Source organism: Actinomyces sp. ICM47 (assembly GCF_905369875.1).
Taxonomy (GTDB): domain Bacteria; phylum Actinomycetota; class Actinomycetes; order Actinomycetales; family Actinomycetaceae; genus Pauljensenia.
In genome coordinates this window covers 45,479-61,683 of the sequence record NZ_CAJPJE010000005.1, presented here as the reverse complement: position 1 = coordinate 61,683, position 16,205 = coordinate 45,479, and the positions used below count along the sequence as shown (strand labels likewise).

Genomic DNA, 16,205 nt, shown 5'->3' with positions numbered 1-16,205 from the left:
TCGGTGCCCGGTGGCGGCGGCCCGCGTGCAGAACCAGGTGGAGTAGTGTCCTATAACCCAGTTGCCGGGGCACGTTGGTGGATACAAAAATGCGGGGCCGATGCACGCATCGGCCCCGCATTCCCTCGCGAAGAGGGCAAGAGAATCAGGCGCGGTCGCCCTTGGCGAGGGCGTCGCGGATCTCGGTGAGGAGCTGGACCTCTTCGGAGACCTCCTTGGGGGTCTCGTCCGCATCCTTCTTGCGGCGGGCGTTGAGGGCGTTCATGGGCACAACGATGCAGAAGTAGATCGCGAAGGCCATGAGGAGGAAGTTAATGACGGCGGTGATCAGGACGCCGAACTTCACGTCGGTGCCGTTGAGGGTGAGGATGAAGGCATCCGAGAAGTCGGGCTTGCCGATGACGGCGGCGATCAGCGGGTTGATGATGCCGTCGACGAGGGCGTCGACGATGTTCTTGAAGGCGGCACCGATGATGACACCGACGGCCAGCTCAACGACGTTGCCGCGAGAGATGAATTCCTTGAAGCCCTTAAGCATGGGTTCTCCTGTGTGAAAGGTCGGCTGAGCCGACACGTCTGAACCGCCGAGGAAACTCGGCGTGGCGGGCGGGAGCCGCCGGGGCTGGCGCCACGCGGGCGCGCTGTTACCACGGAGAACATTAGGGGGACTTTCGTCGTGACGATAGCGAGCAGGGGGGTAATATTCGTCGCAGTATCGCCAATTTGCGGCGGCGTTACGGCAATGCCGCAGATAACGGGCCTCTGAGAGATAGGTGACAAACGATTGATCGATGTGGCCTAGTGCGTTTGTTAGGGCCTCGTGACACGGATCGTGCGCGTGGGCGTGATGATCGCGTCGATGGGCATGTCATGCGCCTCAAGGGGGATCTGGCCGGGTTCCAGCACCTCGTCGTCAAAAATGACGGCGACGACCGGCGCGGTGGGGCAGCGGTGGGGGAGCGTGCGATCGTACCAGCCGCCGCCCTGCCCCAGGCGCGTCCCGTCCAGGCCCCCGGCCAGCGCGGGCACGAGAATCAGGTCGGCCCGAGCCAGCGCTTCCGACGCCAATGCCTCGCCCGATGGCTGAGCGGGAGGCCTCCCAGGCATCACCAACGCCTGCCCTGCCTCCCACAGTCCCCAGCGCGGTCCGCTCAGAGCCACCCCGGCCTCGTCAACGAGGACCGGAAGAAGCGCGCGGGGAAAGAGGCCGAGCGTCAGGGACAGGTCCGGCTCAAGCGGAGTGGGCACGAAGAGTGCGGGCAAGGCGACGGACCCCATCGACGAGGCCAGGGCGCGCACCTGGAAGGCGATCCCTTCCGCTTCGGCACGGTGACGTACTGGCAGGGGAGTTTGGTCAGTATCTGACGACGGTGCGCCAATCGAGGTGCCGGGGAGTGCTCGGCGACCCCGGCGCCGACCTCGAATCTCCGCGCGGAGAGTTGTTTTTGTGGCCATCGTCTCCCTCTTCGGTCGTTTCTTCGCTACTCTTGCAGTATGTCAGAGAAAAACCAGCCTGTAGTGCACGCCGTTGTCCCCTCGGCCGGTCGCGGAACCCGCTTCCTGCCCATCACGAAGTCGGTCCCCAAGGAGATGCTTCCCGTCGTTGACCGCCCCTCGATCGAATACATCGTTCGTGAGGCCACCGACGCTGGCATCGAAGACGTCCTGTTTGTCACCCGCGCGGGTAAGCAGGCCATCGAAGACTACTTCGACGCTGAGCCCGGCCTCGAGGCCGACCTCGAGAAGGCCGGCAAGGAAAAGGCCCTCGAGTACGTGAACGAGTACAAGAAGTATGCGCGTGTCCACTCCGTGCGCCAGGGGCACCCCCTCGGCCTCGGCCACGCGATCCTCCAAGCGAAGTCCCACGTGGGCGACGCCCCCTTCGCGGTCCTACTGCCGGACGACCTCATGGAACCCGGCTCGCAGCTGCTGCGCAAGATGATCCAGGTCCGCGAGGCCCTGGGCGGCAGCGTTGTCGCCTTGCTGAAGGTCACGCCCGAGCAGGCCACCGCCTACGCCTCTACCGCGGTTGAGGTGCTGCCCGTGCCCGAGGGCGTCGACCTGGAGGAGGGGCAGCTCATGCGCATCACCGACGTCACCGAGAAGCCCCCGCTCGACGAGGTCAAGTCCGAGTACGCCGTCGTCGGACGCTACCTGCTGGACCCGGCCGTGTTCACTGCCCTCGAAAACATCGAACCGGGTGCCGGCGGTGAGTATCAGCTCACAGACGGGTACGCGCGCATGATCGGCCTCCCCGAAGAACAGGGTGGAGGGTTGTACGGTGTAGTTATTGACGAGCGTCGCTTCGATACCGGGGACAAACTCGGCTACCTCGAGGCAAACGTGACGCTCGCCCTTGAGGACCCGGCGCTTGGAGGGGAACTCAGGGAGTTCCTGCGCTCCAAGCTCGAGGACTGAGAACCATGCGAAGCGTTGCCGACTTCTACCAGGACTGCCAGGCCGTCGCTCACGCGGTGCCCCCGCTCGACGTCAAGCTTGCCGACGCAGTGAGCTGCGTGCTCGCGGAGGACGTGCAGGCACCCTTCAACCTTCCGGTCGCCGACCTGTCCGCGTGTGACGGGTACGCCGTGCGCGTGCGCGACTGTGAGGGAGCAACCCTGGAGACGCCGGTGACGCTTCCCGTCACCGAGGAGATCCGCGCCGGGGCCGTCGACCCCGCCGCCCTCGTGCCCGGCACCGCGATCCGTATCGCGTCCGGCGCGCCCATGCCCACGGGTGCCGAGGCCGTGGTTTCCCTCGAGTTTACCGACCACGGAGTCGCTCAGGTCGCCCTGTGCACCGCCCCCGCCAGCGGAGAGAATATCCGCCGCCGCGCCGAGGACGTTGCGCAGGGCGAGACCGTGCTGCGCGCCGGTACGCGTATCGGCGCGCGCCAAATGGCGCTCCTGGCCGGCGTGGGCCGTGACCACGTGCTCGTTCACCCGCGACCGCGCGTCGTCATCATCTCCATTGGCGACGAGATCGTCGAACCCGGCGGCGAGGCCCGCCCCGGTACTGTCTTCGACGCCAACGGTCACGCCTTGGCCACGGCCGTTGCTGACGCCGGCGCTGAAACCTTCCGCGTCGCCGCCGTCCCCGACGAGCGAGGCCGCCTGCGCGACACGATCGAGGACCAGCTGGTGCGCGCCGACCTCGTCCTGACGACCGGCGGCATCTCGTACGGCAGCGGCGACACCGTCCGCGAGGTCCTCGGTGCCCTCGGTACCGTCCGTTTCGATAGCGTCGCCGCCTGGCCTGGCCACATTATGGGTGTGGGTACCGTCGGTGGCGACGATGAGCGTCCCGGTACTCCCATCGTGTGTCTGCCCGGTGACCCGGTGTCCGCGCAGGTCTGCTTTGAGGTCTTCGTCCGCCCCGCGCTGCGCCACATGCAGGGGTGGACCACCGTCAACCGTCCGGTCGTGCGAGCCGTCATTGACCGCTCCTGGTACTCCCCGCGCGGTCGCCGTGAATTCGTGCGCGTGCGCCTCACGGGTTCCCCGCGCGCCGGCTACAACGCCTCCGTCATGGGGACCCCGGCCTCGTTGCTGCTCTCTGCGCTCGCGGACTCCAATGCGCTGGCCGTTGTCCCCGAGGACGTGACGAACGTGCGCGTGGGGGATACCTTGCAGTGCCTGGTCCTCGAATGAGGTGTCTGCTGCGGCGCTCCACGTGCGTGTGGGGGCGCGACATCGAGATGCTCACGCTGCGCGTGACGGATCCTGTGGGGCGCGGGTTTTTGCGCCCCGACCCTGCGGGTGGCCCGAATCCGCGCGAGCTCGTCATCCGCCCCGTGCTCGGCCAGGAGCACCGCGACCTTGATGCTGTGCGCCGCGCTGACGGGCACTGGCTGCGCCCGTGGGAGGCGACTCTGCCCCCGGACACACTCGAGCATATTCCCACCTTCTCCCAGTACATGCGCCGCGCTGATCGCGATCACCGCGAGGGGACCGGCCTGATTTTTGGCGTCCGAATCGACGGTCGCTTCGTCGGGCAGTTCAGCATTTCGAACGTCCATTGGGGCGCGATGTCGTCGGGGATGCTGGGCTACTGGATTGTGTCGAATTGGGCGGGACGAGGCCTGGGTTCCCTGTGCGCGGCCCTCGTCCTTGATCTGGTGGTGGGGGAGCTGGGCCTGCATCGGGTCGAGGTGTGCGTACGCCCTGAGAATGAGCGTTCGCTCGGCGTGTGTCGAGGCCTTGGCCTGATTGAGGAGGGGTTGCGCCCTCGTTTCATGCACATTGCGGGCCAGTGGGCCGATCATGTTGCGTTCTTTATTGACTCCGAGTCGCTGCCTGAGGGGGGCCTCGTGCAGCGGCGGTGGGGTAGTCCCGCGATTTCCTGAGCGGGTTGGTGCGTCTTTCGGGGCTTGACGCCGTGCGGTTGCTGCGCGTGGGCGGGTGGCGGGGGTGATGTCGTGGTCATGCGGTGTTTTCTTGTGATGTCAACCAATTGTGAGAATTGTCAAGTATGTCACTGTGGTGTTCTTCCTGTTTGACGACTGTGTGACTGTGGTGGTGCTCGGGGGTGTTCGCGGCGCTGATTACCACCGTCTCGCTGGTGCGCATAGTGCAGGTGTTATGAACGCGACAGTTATTGCTTATTTCATACTTACCACTAGGTTTAAGAGTCCGACACGCCCGATTTCGGCGAAGTTGCTACTCGCTAACCATCCTACGTTGAAAGGGTGGAAATTGGTGGACTCGTCATCGCAGCGGTATTTGTGTCGCTTCTCGCGACCGTACCGCAGTTGGTCGAACGCAGAATGGCCATCGTTGAGTCGCGTGAGATCGACCGATTCTCCCCGAGCTTGCGCATGATTCACATGGATGCGTCAGAATTGGACATGTGTGATCGTGCCACCGGAACGATCTTGGCGCGGCGCGCACTGACGAGCGGAGGAAGCATGCATACAGTCGCCACTGGACGCACTCGGCCCGTCATTGACCGCCGCAACAATAAGGCTGTCCGAGACATCGCCCGGCTGCGCGCGCGCCGTGCTGCCCGCCTGGCCGCTGAGATCGCTGCCGGCCGTCGCCGCATGGTGATGACGGGTATTTGCGCGCTGTCCATGGTCATCCTTACCATCGTTATTGCTGCCACCTCGATCGCGTGGACCTGGATCCTTGTCCCGATTGCCGCGCTGGTGGCGTCGCTGTTCACCTCCCGCGTCGCGGCCGTGCGTTCGCAGCGCGCGTCCGAGCGTGAGTTCGCGCAGCTCACGAAGCTGCGCGCCGACGTGCGCGGTGGGCGACCCGCGTCGTCCGCCCCTAAGGTTCGCAAGGCTGAGGCCACGAAGGCTAGCGACGAGGCCGTGGTTGCTCCGCGCGTGTCCTCGTCGTCCGCTGCCTCTGCTCCGTCTGCGTCCGCTCCTCGTGCTGGCGGTGACGAGCCTGCAACCCAGACCGGTTCCGTTCCCTCCCTCGTGTTCAACGTCGAGGTGCCAGAGGCCGTTGAGGTTGCCGACACTCCTGCTCGCGCGTGGACCGTCGCCCCGATCCCCGCGCCCACCTACGCGTCGCGTGATCGCATTCGCGGTCGCATTGTCCACGCCGACACCGACCTGCGTGGTATCCCGCGTATCACGGCCACCATCCCGGCGCGTCCGATCGCTCAGACCGCCCAGGTGGGTGCCCGCTCCACTGAAGAGGTCGTCGCCGACCAGATCGTCGCCCTTGACCTGGACGCCGTCCTGGATGCGCGTCGGGCACAGTAGGGCTGCTGATTGCTGTCGTTGCCGCGCCGCGAGCCTCAGGCTCGCGGCGCGGTTCTTTTGTCGCTCATTGGTGACGTGGGGTGGTTCGCTGTGCTGTCCCCTCATTCCGGGGCTAGGTGGCAGGTGGAGTAGACATGTGAGGTATCCGCTTGTCTGTGGCGCGTTGACGAGTGCGGTGTGGTTGCGTGTGGTCTCGTTGCCTGTTGCCTGTTGCCTGTTGCCTGTTGCCTGTTGCCTGTTGCCTGTTGCCTGTTGCCTGTTGCCTGTTGAATGAAGGTGGGGGAGTATATCCCGACTGCTTAGCGGTCGTTTTGTCGTGCAGTCTTCGGTGCGAAGCCTCGCTGATTATGGTCGGCTTGCGTGAAGGCTTCGGAGGGTGCTAAGGTATATCCGTCCTTGGGGCTATGGCGCAGTTGGTAGCGCGTCTCGTTCGCAATGAGAAGGTCGGGGGTTCGAATCCCCCTAGCTCCACCACAGACCGGCATCCGATAGTGGGTGTCGGTTTTTCGTATGTGCGGGCCTGGTATCGACCTGGTTTCGTGTACCGCAAGGCTGGTGTGGGTGTGCCAGTACTAGGGTTAAAGGACAAAACGTGTGGGTTTTGTGGCAACTTTTCGGCTTGTTGGTAAGGGAAAGTCTGTATTGAACTTGGTTGAGCCCAACTATGAAGGCGGACGCATCATGTTCCATACGCATTGAGTTTTCGTTGTGGGTTACGTTGTGCCTTCCGATGAGGGGCAGTGGGGGTTTTGCAGCATTAGGATCCGTCTGTCGACGTGTCATCGGCGTGTCGTGGTTCTAATGTCGCCATTTCCCCCGTGTAGTGGCCAAGAGTGAAGGCTGAGCCGCCCAAAGTGCAGACCATCTCGGAGAAACATGTCGACAATGATTTCTTGTGTGTGAGGCGGTCTGCGTTTTGGGATAGTCCCTGGGGACGAGCGGCTGGTGTGTGTGGGCATGTGGTCGGGGCTGTTCGTGGCCAGGTGCCATGCCTCGCTCGTACGTGGGTCGGCTATTGTGCGCGTGGGCCGCCTGTTCCGTATGTGGGAGGGGTTGCCCAGGCTCGGAATAGCGGGTTAGCGTGCGGATAAAGCGTGGCCGGATTACGTGCGATCAGATGGCGTGAATCGGGGTTTTCTGGGCATTGCGGGCACGGGCGGCCCCAGCCGTCACCACTCACGAGGCGAAGCGGCTCCTGTATTTGTCCCACAGGTCGCGCAGCTTCTTGCCGTCGGACTCGCGCACGAAGACGTCGAGGGCGGCGGCAGAGCTGTTGCCGGTCAACTCCTTGATGGCCGCGGAAGGAGAGGCGACGTCTGTGCCGTCGGGCAGGACGATGGTGCCTTCGGCTGAGATCGTCACGACGTAGACGCTGCCGAGGTTGCGGCGTCGCCACACGAAAGTGTCACCGGGGGAGATGATTCCGGTCGCGACGACGTCGGCTAGGCGCACTTGGCGGCCGCGCGCGGCGGAACGCTTGTCGACGGCGGCCTCCAGCTCGGAGCTGGACAAGAGAGACAGATCCACGCCATCGGAATCGCGGCGAATGTCCCAATAGTCCAAGATGCTGCGCGTCAGGTGGGTCTGACGCAGCTCGAGGGCGGCATTGCTGATCTCGCCCCTGTCGGAGGGTAGTGTACCGACGATGAGCGCGCCGACCGTCGGTGCTTCGTGGAGTGCGCGTGACACGGTGTCCCAGTCGGGTGCCTGGTTGACGGAGCGTGATTTGATGGTCGTCAGAACCAGGCCTCCCAGACGCCTGTTCCAAATACGAGGATCCACGTCCGCTGCGACGCCGCGGATCGCAGTGGCGGGCAGCCCCGCCAGGACTCCTAGGCTGCGTGGCAGACGTGCCGGGAATCCACCCTGGTCGGCGACCATCGCGTGGTAGAGCAACACCTTGCGGAGAGAGGACTGAGGCAGGGCACTCGACAGCGTCTTGGCCGCCCGGTGGCGAGTATCGTCCGAGATCGCGCAGGCGGTAGTGATGGACTCGCCGTCCTCGACGGCGGCGATGAACTTGGCGATGATCGACTCGCGGGAACTTGGGACCAAGCGCGCGGCGACTGCCGTGCCGTACAGGCGCTCAAGCGAGGACATGAGAGAGGCAACCTCCTCGTCACTGCGCTCCACGCTTAAAATCGCCATGGCCGCCGGCTTCCAGTCGGACGCCTCGTACAGGCGCAGCAGCTGCAGGGACGTGGCGGCCGGGTGCCCGGCGAGGGGCTCCAGCGTCGCCAGAGAGTACGCGTGAGCGTTGGGAACCACGACCTCGTCGATGAATTCCTCGCCGCTCTTGGACGTGAGGAAGGGGGTGAGGACCTGCTCGCCGAACGCGTCGATGAGGGCGCGCTTGGCGGGCGAGCGCAACACGAGCGTCAGCAGGTGCCCGAAGAAGGCGTCCGGGTTCTCTGTGCCCAGCGAGTCGATGCTCTGCTCCCACAGGGCCGCGTAGCGCACCCGGGCGTCGGACTCGACGTGGGCGAGGACGCGCGCCTTGAAGATGTCGGCGGCCGACAGGGGGACGCCGCGCGTGTTGAGCACCGCGAAAATGCGGTGCGCGGCCTGGTAGGAGTCGGTCGACACCTCGATGAGGGAGACCTGCAGCATGAGGTACTGGACGAAACTCTGGACCTCGTCCGGTGCCAGCACATCCGGGTCGCTCAGTACGTCGAGCATCGCCCGCGCGTTGTCATTGATGCGGCGCACCGAGGCCGGGGTCAGCGCACTCGCGTCGACGTCAAGCAGAGAATCGATATTGTCGTCGACGATGAACGTATCAAAGAACTCGCGGTCGCATTCGCGCACGAGCAGGCGCGGCCGCTCGTCCAAGCCCTTGAAGGTCGACTCAGCGATACTCAGGCGTTTACTGAGGTCGCCGTGCAGCCCGGAACCGATGCCCGCCAGGTGACGCAGGAGCGCCAAGAGGATGCACAGCGTCGTCATGCGCTGCTGCCCGTCGATGATATCCACGTCGTCGCCGCTGGGGTGCTGCACGAGCACAACAGAACCCAGGAAGTAGTCGCCGTCGTTCGTGCGCCATGCGCCCAGCAGGTCATTGACCAGGGCGATTGCCTGCGGTTCCTCCCACACGTAGGGGCGCTGGAAGTCGGGGATCTGGTACTGCCTGTCTCCGGTCAGCAGGGCGTCGATGGACTTCTGTGTCGTCGTGAGGGTCATGGAGGCCTACATCCTCGTCGGGGGACTTTACTCTACTCGGAAGTATAACGATGTTTATTTGGTATGTGTCTAAGGGGGACGAGGCTTGGGCACCCTCGCTCCTCCGCGCGCCCTGTGTGTGGCAGGGTGGGGATAGCATGGGTGCGTACGTGGCGGGAGCCTCTCGCGCGGTGACAGTGGAACGGAACGGGGACGCGTCGATGGAGACGATAAGAAAGACGGATAGCCGTCGCGGGCGGATCGCCTACGAGGTCGCGGGCCTCGCCTGGCTCGCCGAGGCCTCGGACCCTGGGGCAGCGGTTGTGCCCGTGCTTGATCACGGGGCGACGTGGCTGGAGGAACCTCGTGTGGTCTCGGTATCACCATCGGCGCAGGATGCCGAAGCATTTGGCCGTGCCCTTGCCTACACGCACGCTGCCGGTGCCACGCACCTGGGTGCCACCCCCGACGGGTACGCGGGTGACGGCTGGATGGGGGAGGCTCACCTCTCCCTCCCCGAACGTCCAAGCGCTCGCGGCGAAGCGGATAGCGCGAACCGCGCGGATTGTGCCGAGGCTACCTCGGCCTCGTCTCCTCGCGAGTCGTGGGGAGCGTTCTATGCACGCGAGCGGATTGCGCCGTACCTGGACGCGCGCGTCTTCACCGCCTCCGAGCGGAGTCTTATCGAGCGGCTGTGCGAGCGCCTCGACTCCGGCGACCTCGACCACGGCCAGCCGCGCTTGGTTGCCGACGCGATCGCTCGGCGCGAGGACGTCGGTGCCGCGCGCACCCACGGCGACCTGTGGAACGGCAACGTCATGTGGACGCCCGGCGGAGCTGTCCTCATCGACCCCGCTGCGCAGGGCGGGCACGCCGAGGAGGACCTTGCTGCCCTCGCCGTCTTCGGCTGCCCCTACTATGAGCGCATCCTCGCCGCCTACAACGAGGCCTCGCCCCTGGAGGACGGCTGGCGCGAGCGCCTCACCCTGCACCAGGCGCACATCATCATGATCCACTGCGCCGTCTTTGGTCGCTCCTACGTGCCCGACGCGGTGGCGATCGCCCGGCGGTACGCCTAAGCACGAGGCCGGGGCCAGGTCGCGCCGCGCGACTCAGCTCCGGCCTCGTCCCTAGAGAGCCTCCCGAGGGGAGGGTCCTACAGGCGCGGGATGTTACGCATGTTGGAGGTCGCCATCGAGAAGGCCTCGGCGATCCCGCGGTTGAGGACGATCTTGCTCATCGCGGTCGCAAAACCGACGACCTGGCCGCCTGTGATGGCCGGCGGGAGGGAGAGGGCGTTCGGGTCCGTGATGACCTCGACGAGGGCTGGGCCGGGCGCAGCGAAGGCCTCGCGGTACGCGGCCTCCAGGCGAGACGCGTCCTCGACACGCTCCGCGTGGAAGCCAATTGCGCGCGCGATCTCGGCGTAATTCGTATCCGGGACATCCGTCTGGAAGTCCGGGAGGCCGTTGACCAGCATCTCCAGCTTCACCATGCCCAGCGTCGAGTTGTTGAAGACAACCACCTTGATGGGCAGGTTGTACATCTTCGCGGAGATCAGCTCGCCGAGCAGCATCGACAGGCCACCGTCACCCGATACCGACACGACTTGGCGATCCGGGTAGGCGACCTGGGCACCCAGGGCCATCGGCAGGGCGTTCGCCATCGAGCCGTGCAGGAGCGAACCAATGAGACGGCGCGTGCCAAGCGGATCGATGTAGCGGGCAGTCCACACGTTGCACATGCCCGTATCCGCGGTGAAAATCGCGTCCTTCGCAGCCGTCTCGTTGAGGAGATGAGCGGCGTACTCGGGATGGATCGGACGCATCTTCTCCACGTTGCGCGTGTAGGCCCCCACGGGAGCGTGCATGATCTCCGAGTGCTTCTTGATCTTGGACTTCAGGAAGGAATCAGAGCGGCCAGCGTGTAAGTGGGGGAGGAGCGCCTCAATGAAGGGCTTGACCTGAGCGTGAATCGCGAGGCCAACGTCCGTGCGGCGACCCAGCTTCTCCGCGTGCGTATCCACCTGAATGGTCGGGGTATCGGGCAGGAACTGGTCGTAGGGGAAGTCGGTGCCCAGCAGAATCAGCACATCGGCGTCGTTCATGCCCTCCGCGGCCGCACCGTAGCCCAGCAGGCCCGTCATACCCACATCGAAGGGATTGTCGTACTGGATGAAGTGCTTGCCGCGCAGAGAGTGGCCAATAGGAGCCTTGAGCGCATCCGCCAGGGCGATGACCTCGTCGTGGGCGCCCTCGACGCCCGCGCCGGCGAAGATCGCGACCTTGTCCGCCTTATTCAGGAGGGCGGCGGCCTCGTCGATGTCCGCCGGGTTCGGGGCCAGCGTCGCGGGACGAGCGGGCGCGTAGGTGGGAACGTGCTCGACGGCCTTGAGGTCGGAGACATCGCCGGGCAGAGTGATGACCGACACGCCGCCCAGACCGACCGCGTGGCGGATCGCCGAGTTCACGGTGCGCGGCGACTGTGCCGCGGAGGAGATGAGTTCGTTGTAAACTGAGCACTCCTCGAAGATGCGGTCCGGGTGCGTTTCCTGGAAGTAGGTGGAGCCGATCTGGACGCTCGGGATGTGCGAGGCAATGGCCAGGACAGGCGCGCCCGTGCGGTTCGCGTCGTACAGGCCGTTGATGAGGTGCAGGTTGCCCGGGCCGCATGAACCCGCGCACACGGCGAGCTTGCCGGTCAGCTGAGCCTCGGCCGAAGCAGCGAACGCCGCCGCCTCCTCGTGGCGGACGTGAATCCAGTCGATGCCGCCCTTCTTCGAGCCGCCGGTCTTGCGCACGGCGTCGACGATGGGGTTGAGCGAATCGCCGACAATGCCGTAGATCCGATGGACTCCCGCGTCGACGAGCTGGGCCACGATCTGTTCCGCGACGTTCATGCCATCTCCTTAAAATTATTGGCTGTGACCTTGTAAAACCACCATAGGCATGACTAAGGTCCTATGTCGCTGTGACGTGACTGACGGATCAGGGAGGGTGTCGGTGGAAGGGTAGCGTCTTCCTCCGCTAAGATGGCCACGCCCCAATAGCTCAGTCGGTCAGAGCAGCGGACTCATAATCCGTGGGTCGTCGGTTCAAGCCCGACTTGGGGCACCATCAGCCACAACTGGGAGCCGCACCCGCCGCGTCTGACGGGCAAGTCAGCCACGGCCTCGTCGATGGAGACGACCTCAGATAGCGCCTTGCGGTTTTGTTGATCTTTTGTATGGTGGGTTTTGAGGTCGCTAGGTGGAGGCGGTATGAGCTGCGAAATTCCCGATGGTTTCTACGACTTTGACGAGGTGGTGCGCGAAGCACGTGCCACATACACGCCCGAGGAACTGGCGCGGGAATGTGAGTTGGAGGAGCGCGCTGAGGAACAGCTTGAACGTGCTGAACTCGCCTACGCGATGCGCGCGGGTACCCCTTATCAGCGTTGTTCATAAACCGTGAAACGATTGTCCAGCCTGTCTCGCGTGGTGGCGGCACCTGTAGTCCGTCGTTAACATAGTGATCCGCGACCAATTGCAAGCGTAGCGATTGGTCGTCAGTTGCCCTGATGTCGGTCGTCGGTTCACGCCCGACTTGGGGTACCGCCAGCCACAACTGGGAGCTGCGCCCGCCGCGCCTGACGGGCAAGCCGACCACGGCCTCGTCGTCGTGAATCCCTGCACATATCACATCCAGCCTTGACTCGCGATGGGAGTCAAGGTAGGCTGAGTATTTGCGCCTTATCATGCCCGAGGTGACCCGTATCCAGCCGTCGTAACAGGCGCTTGACGGACCAGGACGCGTCAGATAATGGGTGATAAGGAAGCGTGCGCACCGTAACAGCAGGGAAGGACCCCCTTTGGCTGCCAACAGCACCGCCAAACAGCCCAGCCACCGCATTTCGTTCGCGAAGCTCCGCGAACCCCTCCAGGCACCCAATCTGCTGGGCCTGCAGGTCGAGAGCTTCGACTGGCTGCTGGGCAACGACGCGTGGAAGGCCCGCGTCGAAGCCGCACAGGCATCCGGCCGAGGTGACGTCCCCGACGTCTCCGGCCTCGAAGAAATCTTCCACGAGATTTCCCCCATCGAGGACGTCGCAGGCACCATGAGCCTGTCGTTCCACGACCACCGCCTCGAATCCCCCAAGTACTCCATGGAGGAAGCCAAGGCGAAGGACTACACGTACTCGGCACCCATGTATGTGACTGCCGAGTTCATGAACTACGAGACCGGCGAAATTAAATCTCAGACCGTGTTCATGGGCGACTTCCCGCTCATGACCCCCCGCGGTACCTTCATCATCAACGGCACCGAGCGTGTCGTCGTCTCTCAGCTCGTGCGTTCCCCCGGCGTGTACTTCGAGAAGCTCTCGGACCGCTCGACCGACAAGGAAACCTTCGGCGCGAAGATCATCCCTTCGCGCGGCGCATGGCTCGAGTTCGAGATCGACAAGCGCGACGCCGTCGGCGTGCGTATCGACCGCAAGCGTAAGCAGTCGGTCACCCACTTCCTCAAGGCCGTCGGCATGACCGAATCCGAGATTCGCGACACCTTCGCCGCCTACCCGGTCCTCCTCGAAACCCTCGAAAAGGACACGGTCGCCACGCAGGAAGAGGCCCTGCTCGACATCTACCGCAAGCTGCGCCCCGGCGAACCCGCGAACGTCGACGCCGCCCAGACGCTGCTCAACAACTTCTACTTCGACTCTCGTCGCTACGACCTGGCAAAGGTCGGCCGCTACAAGATCAACAAGAAGCTGGCCATCGAAGCCGACCCCAAGGCCTCGACCCTGTCCCTCGAGGACATCGTCGCCACCGTCAAGTACCTGCTCGCCCTCCACCAGGGCGACAAGACCTTCGGCGGCACCCGAAATGGCGAACCCGTCGAGGTCCGCGTCGAGGTCGACGACATCGACAACTTCGCGAACCGTCGCATCCGCGCCGTCGGCGAACTCATCCAGGGCCAGGTCCGCACCGGCCTCGCCCGCATGGAACGCACCGTGCGCGAGCGCATGACCACCCAGGAAACGGACTCGATCACGCCCCAGACGCTGATCAACATCCGCCCCGTCGTGGCCGCGATCAAGGAGTTCTTCGGAACCTCCCAGCTCTCGCAGTTCATGGACCAGAACAACCCGCTCGCCGGCCTGACCCACAAGCGCCGCCTGTCGGCCTTGGGTCCCGGCGGCCTGTCCCGCGATCGCGCGGGCATGGAAGTTCGAGACGTCCACCCCTCGCACTACGGTCGTATGTGCCCGATCGAGTCCCCTGAAGGCCCGAACATCGGCCTCATCGGCTCGCTCGCAACCTTTGCGCGCATCAACCCCTTCGGCTTCATCGAGACGCCCTACCGCGTCGTCGAAAACGGCCGCGTCACGGACGAAATCCGCTACCTCACCGCGGACGACGAGAAGGGGCACTTCATCGCCCAGGCCTCGTCGCCCCTCGAGGCCGACGGCTCTTTCGCCGAGCACGATGTCCTGTGCCGTGTCGCCGGCGAAGACCCGACCCTGATCGCCCGTGATCGCGTCGACTACATGGACGTCTCCGCCCGCCAGATGGTGTCCGTTGCCGCGGCCTTCATTCCGTTCCTCGAGCACGACGATGCGAACCGAGCCCTCATGGGCGCGAACATGCAGCGTCAGGCCGTGCCGCTGCTCACCACGGAAGCCCCGCTGGTCGGCACCGGCATGGAGCTGCGCGCCGCGCACGACTCCGGCGAAATGATCCTCGCCGCCCACTCCGGCGTCGTCTCCGAGGTCTCCGCGGACCTGATCGTCGTCTCCACGGACGAGGGCGGCCGCGACTCTTACCGCCTCGAGAAGTTCGAGCGCTCCAACCCCGGTAACTGCACCAACCAGCGCGTTATCGTGGACGAGGGCGACCGCGTCGAGGTCGGCGACGTCCTGGCCGACGGCCCCGCCACCTCCAACGGCGAGATCGCGCTCGGCAAGAACCTGCTCGTCGCCTACATGTCGTGGGAAGGCCTCAACTACGAGGACGCCATTATCCTCAGCCGCCGCGTCGTGGAAGAGGACATCCTCACCTCGATCCACATCGAGGAGTACGAGGTCGACGCTCGCGAAACCAAGCTCGGTGAGGAAGAAATCACCCGCGACATCCCCAACGTCTCCGAGGAATCCCTCGCTGACCTGGACGAGCGCGGCATCATCCGCATTGGTGCCGAAGTCACCGCCGGCGACATCCTCGTCGGCAAGGTCACCCCGAAGGGTGAGACCGAGCTGACCTCCGAAGAGCGCCTGCTGCGCGCCATCTTCGGCGAGAAGGCCCGCGAGGTACGCGACACCTCCCTGCGCGTCCCCCACGGCGAAGAGGGCATCGTCATCGGCGTCCGCGAGTTCAACGATGACGACGACGACCTCAACCCCGGCGTCCGCCAGACCGTGCGCGTCTACGTCGCCCAGCGACGCAAGATCACGATCGGCGACAAGATGGCCGGCCGCCACGGCAACAAGGGCGTCGTCTCCAAGATCCTCCCCGTCGAGGACATGCCCTTCCTCGCCGACGGCACCCCCGTCGACATCATCCTCAACCCGCTGGGCGTCCCCGGTCGAATGAACGTCGGCCAGGTGCTCGAGTACCACCTCGGGTGGCTCGCCCACCAGGGCTGGGATGCCTCGACCGCTGTCGAGGCCGGCGAAGAGTGGGCTGCGCACCTGCCCGCCGACGGCATCAAGACCGAGCCCGGCACGCCCGTCGCCACCCCCGTGTTCGACGGCCTCGAAGCCGACGAACTCGCCGGCCTGCTGCGCAACGTCAACCCGAACCGCGACGGCGACGTCCTCACCAACTACGAGGGCAAGGCGCGCCTGTTCGACGGCCGCTCCGGCGAACCGTTCCCGTACCCGATCTCGGTGGGCTACACCTACATGCTCAAGCTCCACCACCTGGTCGACGACAAGATCCACGCCCGCTCCACGGGCCCGTACTCGATGATCACGCAGCAGCCGCTGGGCGGTAAGGCCCAGTTCGGCGGCCAGCGCTTCGGCGAGATGGGGGTGTGGGCCCTGGAAGCCTACGGTGCCGCCTACGCCCTCCAGGAGCTGCTGACCATCAAGTCCGACGACACCACCGGCCGAGTCAAGGTGTACGAGGCCATCGTCAAGGGCGAGGACATCCCCGAGCCCGGCATCCCCGAGTCCTTCCGAGTCCTCATCCAGGAAATGCGCTCGCTGTGCCTGAACGTCGAAGCCCTCGACGCGGCCGGCAACGTCATTGACCTGCGTGAGCAGGACGAAGATTTCAATGCGCGTGAGGACCTGGGCATCACCCTCGATGCTCGTCCGAACGCTGCGGCGACCATCGATGCGATCTGATAGG

Annotated in this window: 11 protein-coding genes and 2 tRNA genes; 9 read left to right on the top strand and 4 right to left on the bottom strand. The window is 64.9% G+C overall.

Annotated elements, in window-relative coordinates; translation table 11 throughout:
- Positions 1-145 precede the first annotated feature (145 nt).
- Both mscL and QZ149_RS02090 read right to left on the bottom strand, forming a co-directional pair.
- The gene (gene mscL / locus QZ149_RS02095; RefSeq protein WP_291449357.1) at positions 146-538 is read right to left on the bottom strand and encodes a large conductance mechanosensitive channel protein MscL; all 393 of its coding nucleotides are present in this window, start codon (positions 536-538) and stop codon (positions 146-148) included.
- Positions 539-810: 272 nt separating this feature from the next.
- On the bottom strand, positions 811-1,455 hold the full coding sequence (locus tag QZ149_RS02090; RefSeq protein WP_291449354.1) for a 5-formyltetrahydrofolate cyclo-ligase: 645 nt from the start codon (positions 1,453-1,455) through the stop codon (positions 811-813).
- Positions 1,456-1,494: 39 nt separating this feature from the next.
- On the opposite strand from QZ149_RS02090, the gene QZ149_RS02085 reads away from it, so the two are divergent.
- From QZ149_RS02085 to QZ149_RS02065, 5 genes are all read left to right on the top strand, one after another.
- Positions 1,495-2,418 carry a UTP--glucose-1-phosphate uridylyltransferase gene (locus QZ149_RS02085; RefSeq protein ID WP_198002824.1) on the top strand — a complete coding sequence of 308 codons (924 nt, stop codon included), beginning with the start codon at positions 1,495-1,497 and terminating at the stop codon, positions 2,416-2,418.
- Between the two features lie 5 nt (positions 2,419-2,423).
- The gene (gene glp, locus QZ149_RS02080; RefSeq protein WP_291449348.1) at positions 2,424-3,650 is read left to right on the top strand and encodes a gephyrin-like molybdotransferase Glp; all 1,227 of its coding nucleotides are present in this window, start codon (positions 2,424-2,426) and stop codon (positions 3,648-3,650) included.
- The gene (locus QZ149_RS02075) at positions 3,647-4,345 is read left to right on the top strand and encodes a GNAT family protein (RefSeq protein WP_291449345.1); all 699 of its coding nucleotides are present in this window, start codon (positions 3,647-3,649) and stop codon (positions 4,343-4,345) included. Before glp ends, QZ149_RS02075 begins: the two co-directional genes overlap by 4 nt.
- A gap of 561 nt (positions 4,346-4,906) precedes the next feature.
- Entirely contained in the window at positions 4,907-5,716 is an 810-nt protein-coding gene (locus QZ149_RS02070; protein ID WP_291449343.1) for a hypothetical protein, read from the top strand.
- Positions 5,717-6,114: 398 nt separating this feature from the next.
- Positions 6,115-6,190 (top strand) — tRNA-Ala (locus QZ149_RS02065).
- 702 nt (positions 6,191-6,892) lie between these two features.
- Here QZ149_RS02065 and QZ149_RS02060 read toward each other — a convergent pair.
- Complete coding sequence (locus tag QZ149_RS02060; RefSeq protein WP_291449341.1) at positions 6,893-8,896, bottom strand: DUF262 domain-containing protein; 2,004 nt, start codon at positions 8,894-8,896, stop codon at positions 6,893-6,895.
- A gap of 200 nt (positions 8,897-9,096) precedes the next feature.
- Between QZ149_RS02060 and QZ149_RS02055 the strand changes: the two genes are divergently transcribed.
- A complete protein-coding gene (locus tag QZ149_RS02055; RefSeq protein ID WP_291449410.1) occupies positions 9,097-9,954 on the top strand; it encodes a fructosamine kinase family protein in 858 nt (285 codons plus the stop codon).
- Between the two features lie 77 nt (positions 9,955-10,031).
- Here QZ149_RS02055 and QZ149_RS02050 read toward each other — a convergent pair whose 3' ends face one another.
- Complete coding sequence (locus tag QZ149_RS02050; protein WP_291449340.1) at positions 10,032-11,774, bottom strand: pyruvate dehydrogenase; 1,743 nt, start codon at positions 11,772-11,774, stop codon at positions 10,032-10,034.
- A gap of 140 nt (positions 11,775-11,914) precedes the next feature.
- Between QZ149_RS02050 and QZ149_RS02045 the strand changes: the two genes are divergently transcribed.
- The 3 genes from QZ149_RS02045 to rpoB all read left to right on the top strand — a co-directional run bounded on the left by QZ149_RS02045 (position 11,915) and on the right by rpoB (position 16,201).
- Positions 11,915-11,991 (top strand) — tRNA-Ile (locus QZ149_RS02045).
- Between the two features lie 143 nt (positions 11,992-12,134).
- Complete coding sequence (locus QZ149_RS02040) at positions 12,135-12,320, top strand: hypothetical protein (RefSeq protein WP_291449337.1); 186 nt, start codon at positions 12,135-12,137, stop codon at positions 12,318-12,320.
- A 404-nt stretch (positions 12,321-12,724) separates the two neighbouring features.
- Positions 12,725-16,201 (top strand): DNA-directed RNA polymerase subunit beta, encoded by a 3,477-nt coding sequence (rpoB, locus tag QZ149_RS02035; protein ID WP_291449335.1) that lies wholly within the window; start codon positions 12,725-12,727, stop codon positions 16,199-16,201.
- Positions 16,202-16,205 lie beyond the last annotated feature (4 nt).

What these genes read in the sequence shown, in the direction of transcription:
- mscL (WP_291449357.1), bottom strand. Translation starts at nt 538, where the DNA reads ATGCTTAAGGGCTTCAAGGAATTCATCTCTCGCGGCAACGTCGTTGAG.
- QZ149_RS02090 (WP_291449354.1), bottom strand. Translation starts at nt 1,455, where the DNA reads ATGGCCACAAAAACAACTCTCCGCGCGGAGATTCGAGGTCGGCGCCGG.
- QZ149_RS02085 (WP_198002824.1), top strand. Translation starts at nt 1,495, where the DNA reads ATGTCAGAGAAAAACCAGCCTGTAGTGCACGCCGTTGTCCCCTCGGCC.
- glp (WP_291449348.1), top strand. Translation starts at nt 2,424, where the DNA reads ATGCGAAGCGTTGCCGACTTCTACCAGGACTGCCAGGCCGTCGCTCAC.
- QZ149_RS02075 (WP_291449345.1), top strand. Translation starts at nt 3,647, where the DNA reads ATGAGGTGTCTGCTGCGGCGCTCCACGTGCGTGTGGGGGCGCGACATC.
- QZ149_RS02070 (WP_291449343.1), top strand. Translation starts at nt 4,907, where the DNA reads ATGCATACAGTCGCCACTGGACGCACTCGGCCCGTCATTGACCGCCGC.
- QZ149_RS02060 (WP_291449341.1), bottom strand. Translation starts at nt 8,896, where the DNA reads ATGACCCTCACGACGACACAGAAGTCCATCGACGCCCTGCTGACCGGA.
- QZ149_RS02055 (WP_291449410.1), top strand. Translation starts at nt 9,097, where the DNA reads ATGGAGACGATAAGAAAGACGGATAGCCGTCGCGGGCGGATCGCCTAC.
- QZ149_RS02050 (WP_291449340.1), bottom strand. Translation starts at nt 11,774, where the DNA reads ATGAACGTCGCGGAACAGATCGTGGCCCAGCTCGTCGACGCGGGAGTC.
- QZ149_RS02040 (WP_291449337.1), top strand. Translation starts at nt 12,135, where the DNA reads ATGAGCTGCGAAATTCCCGATGGTTTCTACGACTTTGACGAGGTGGTG.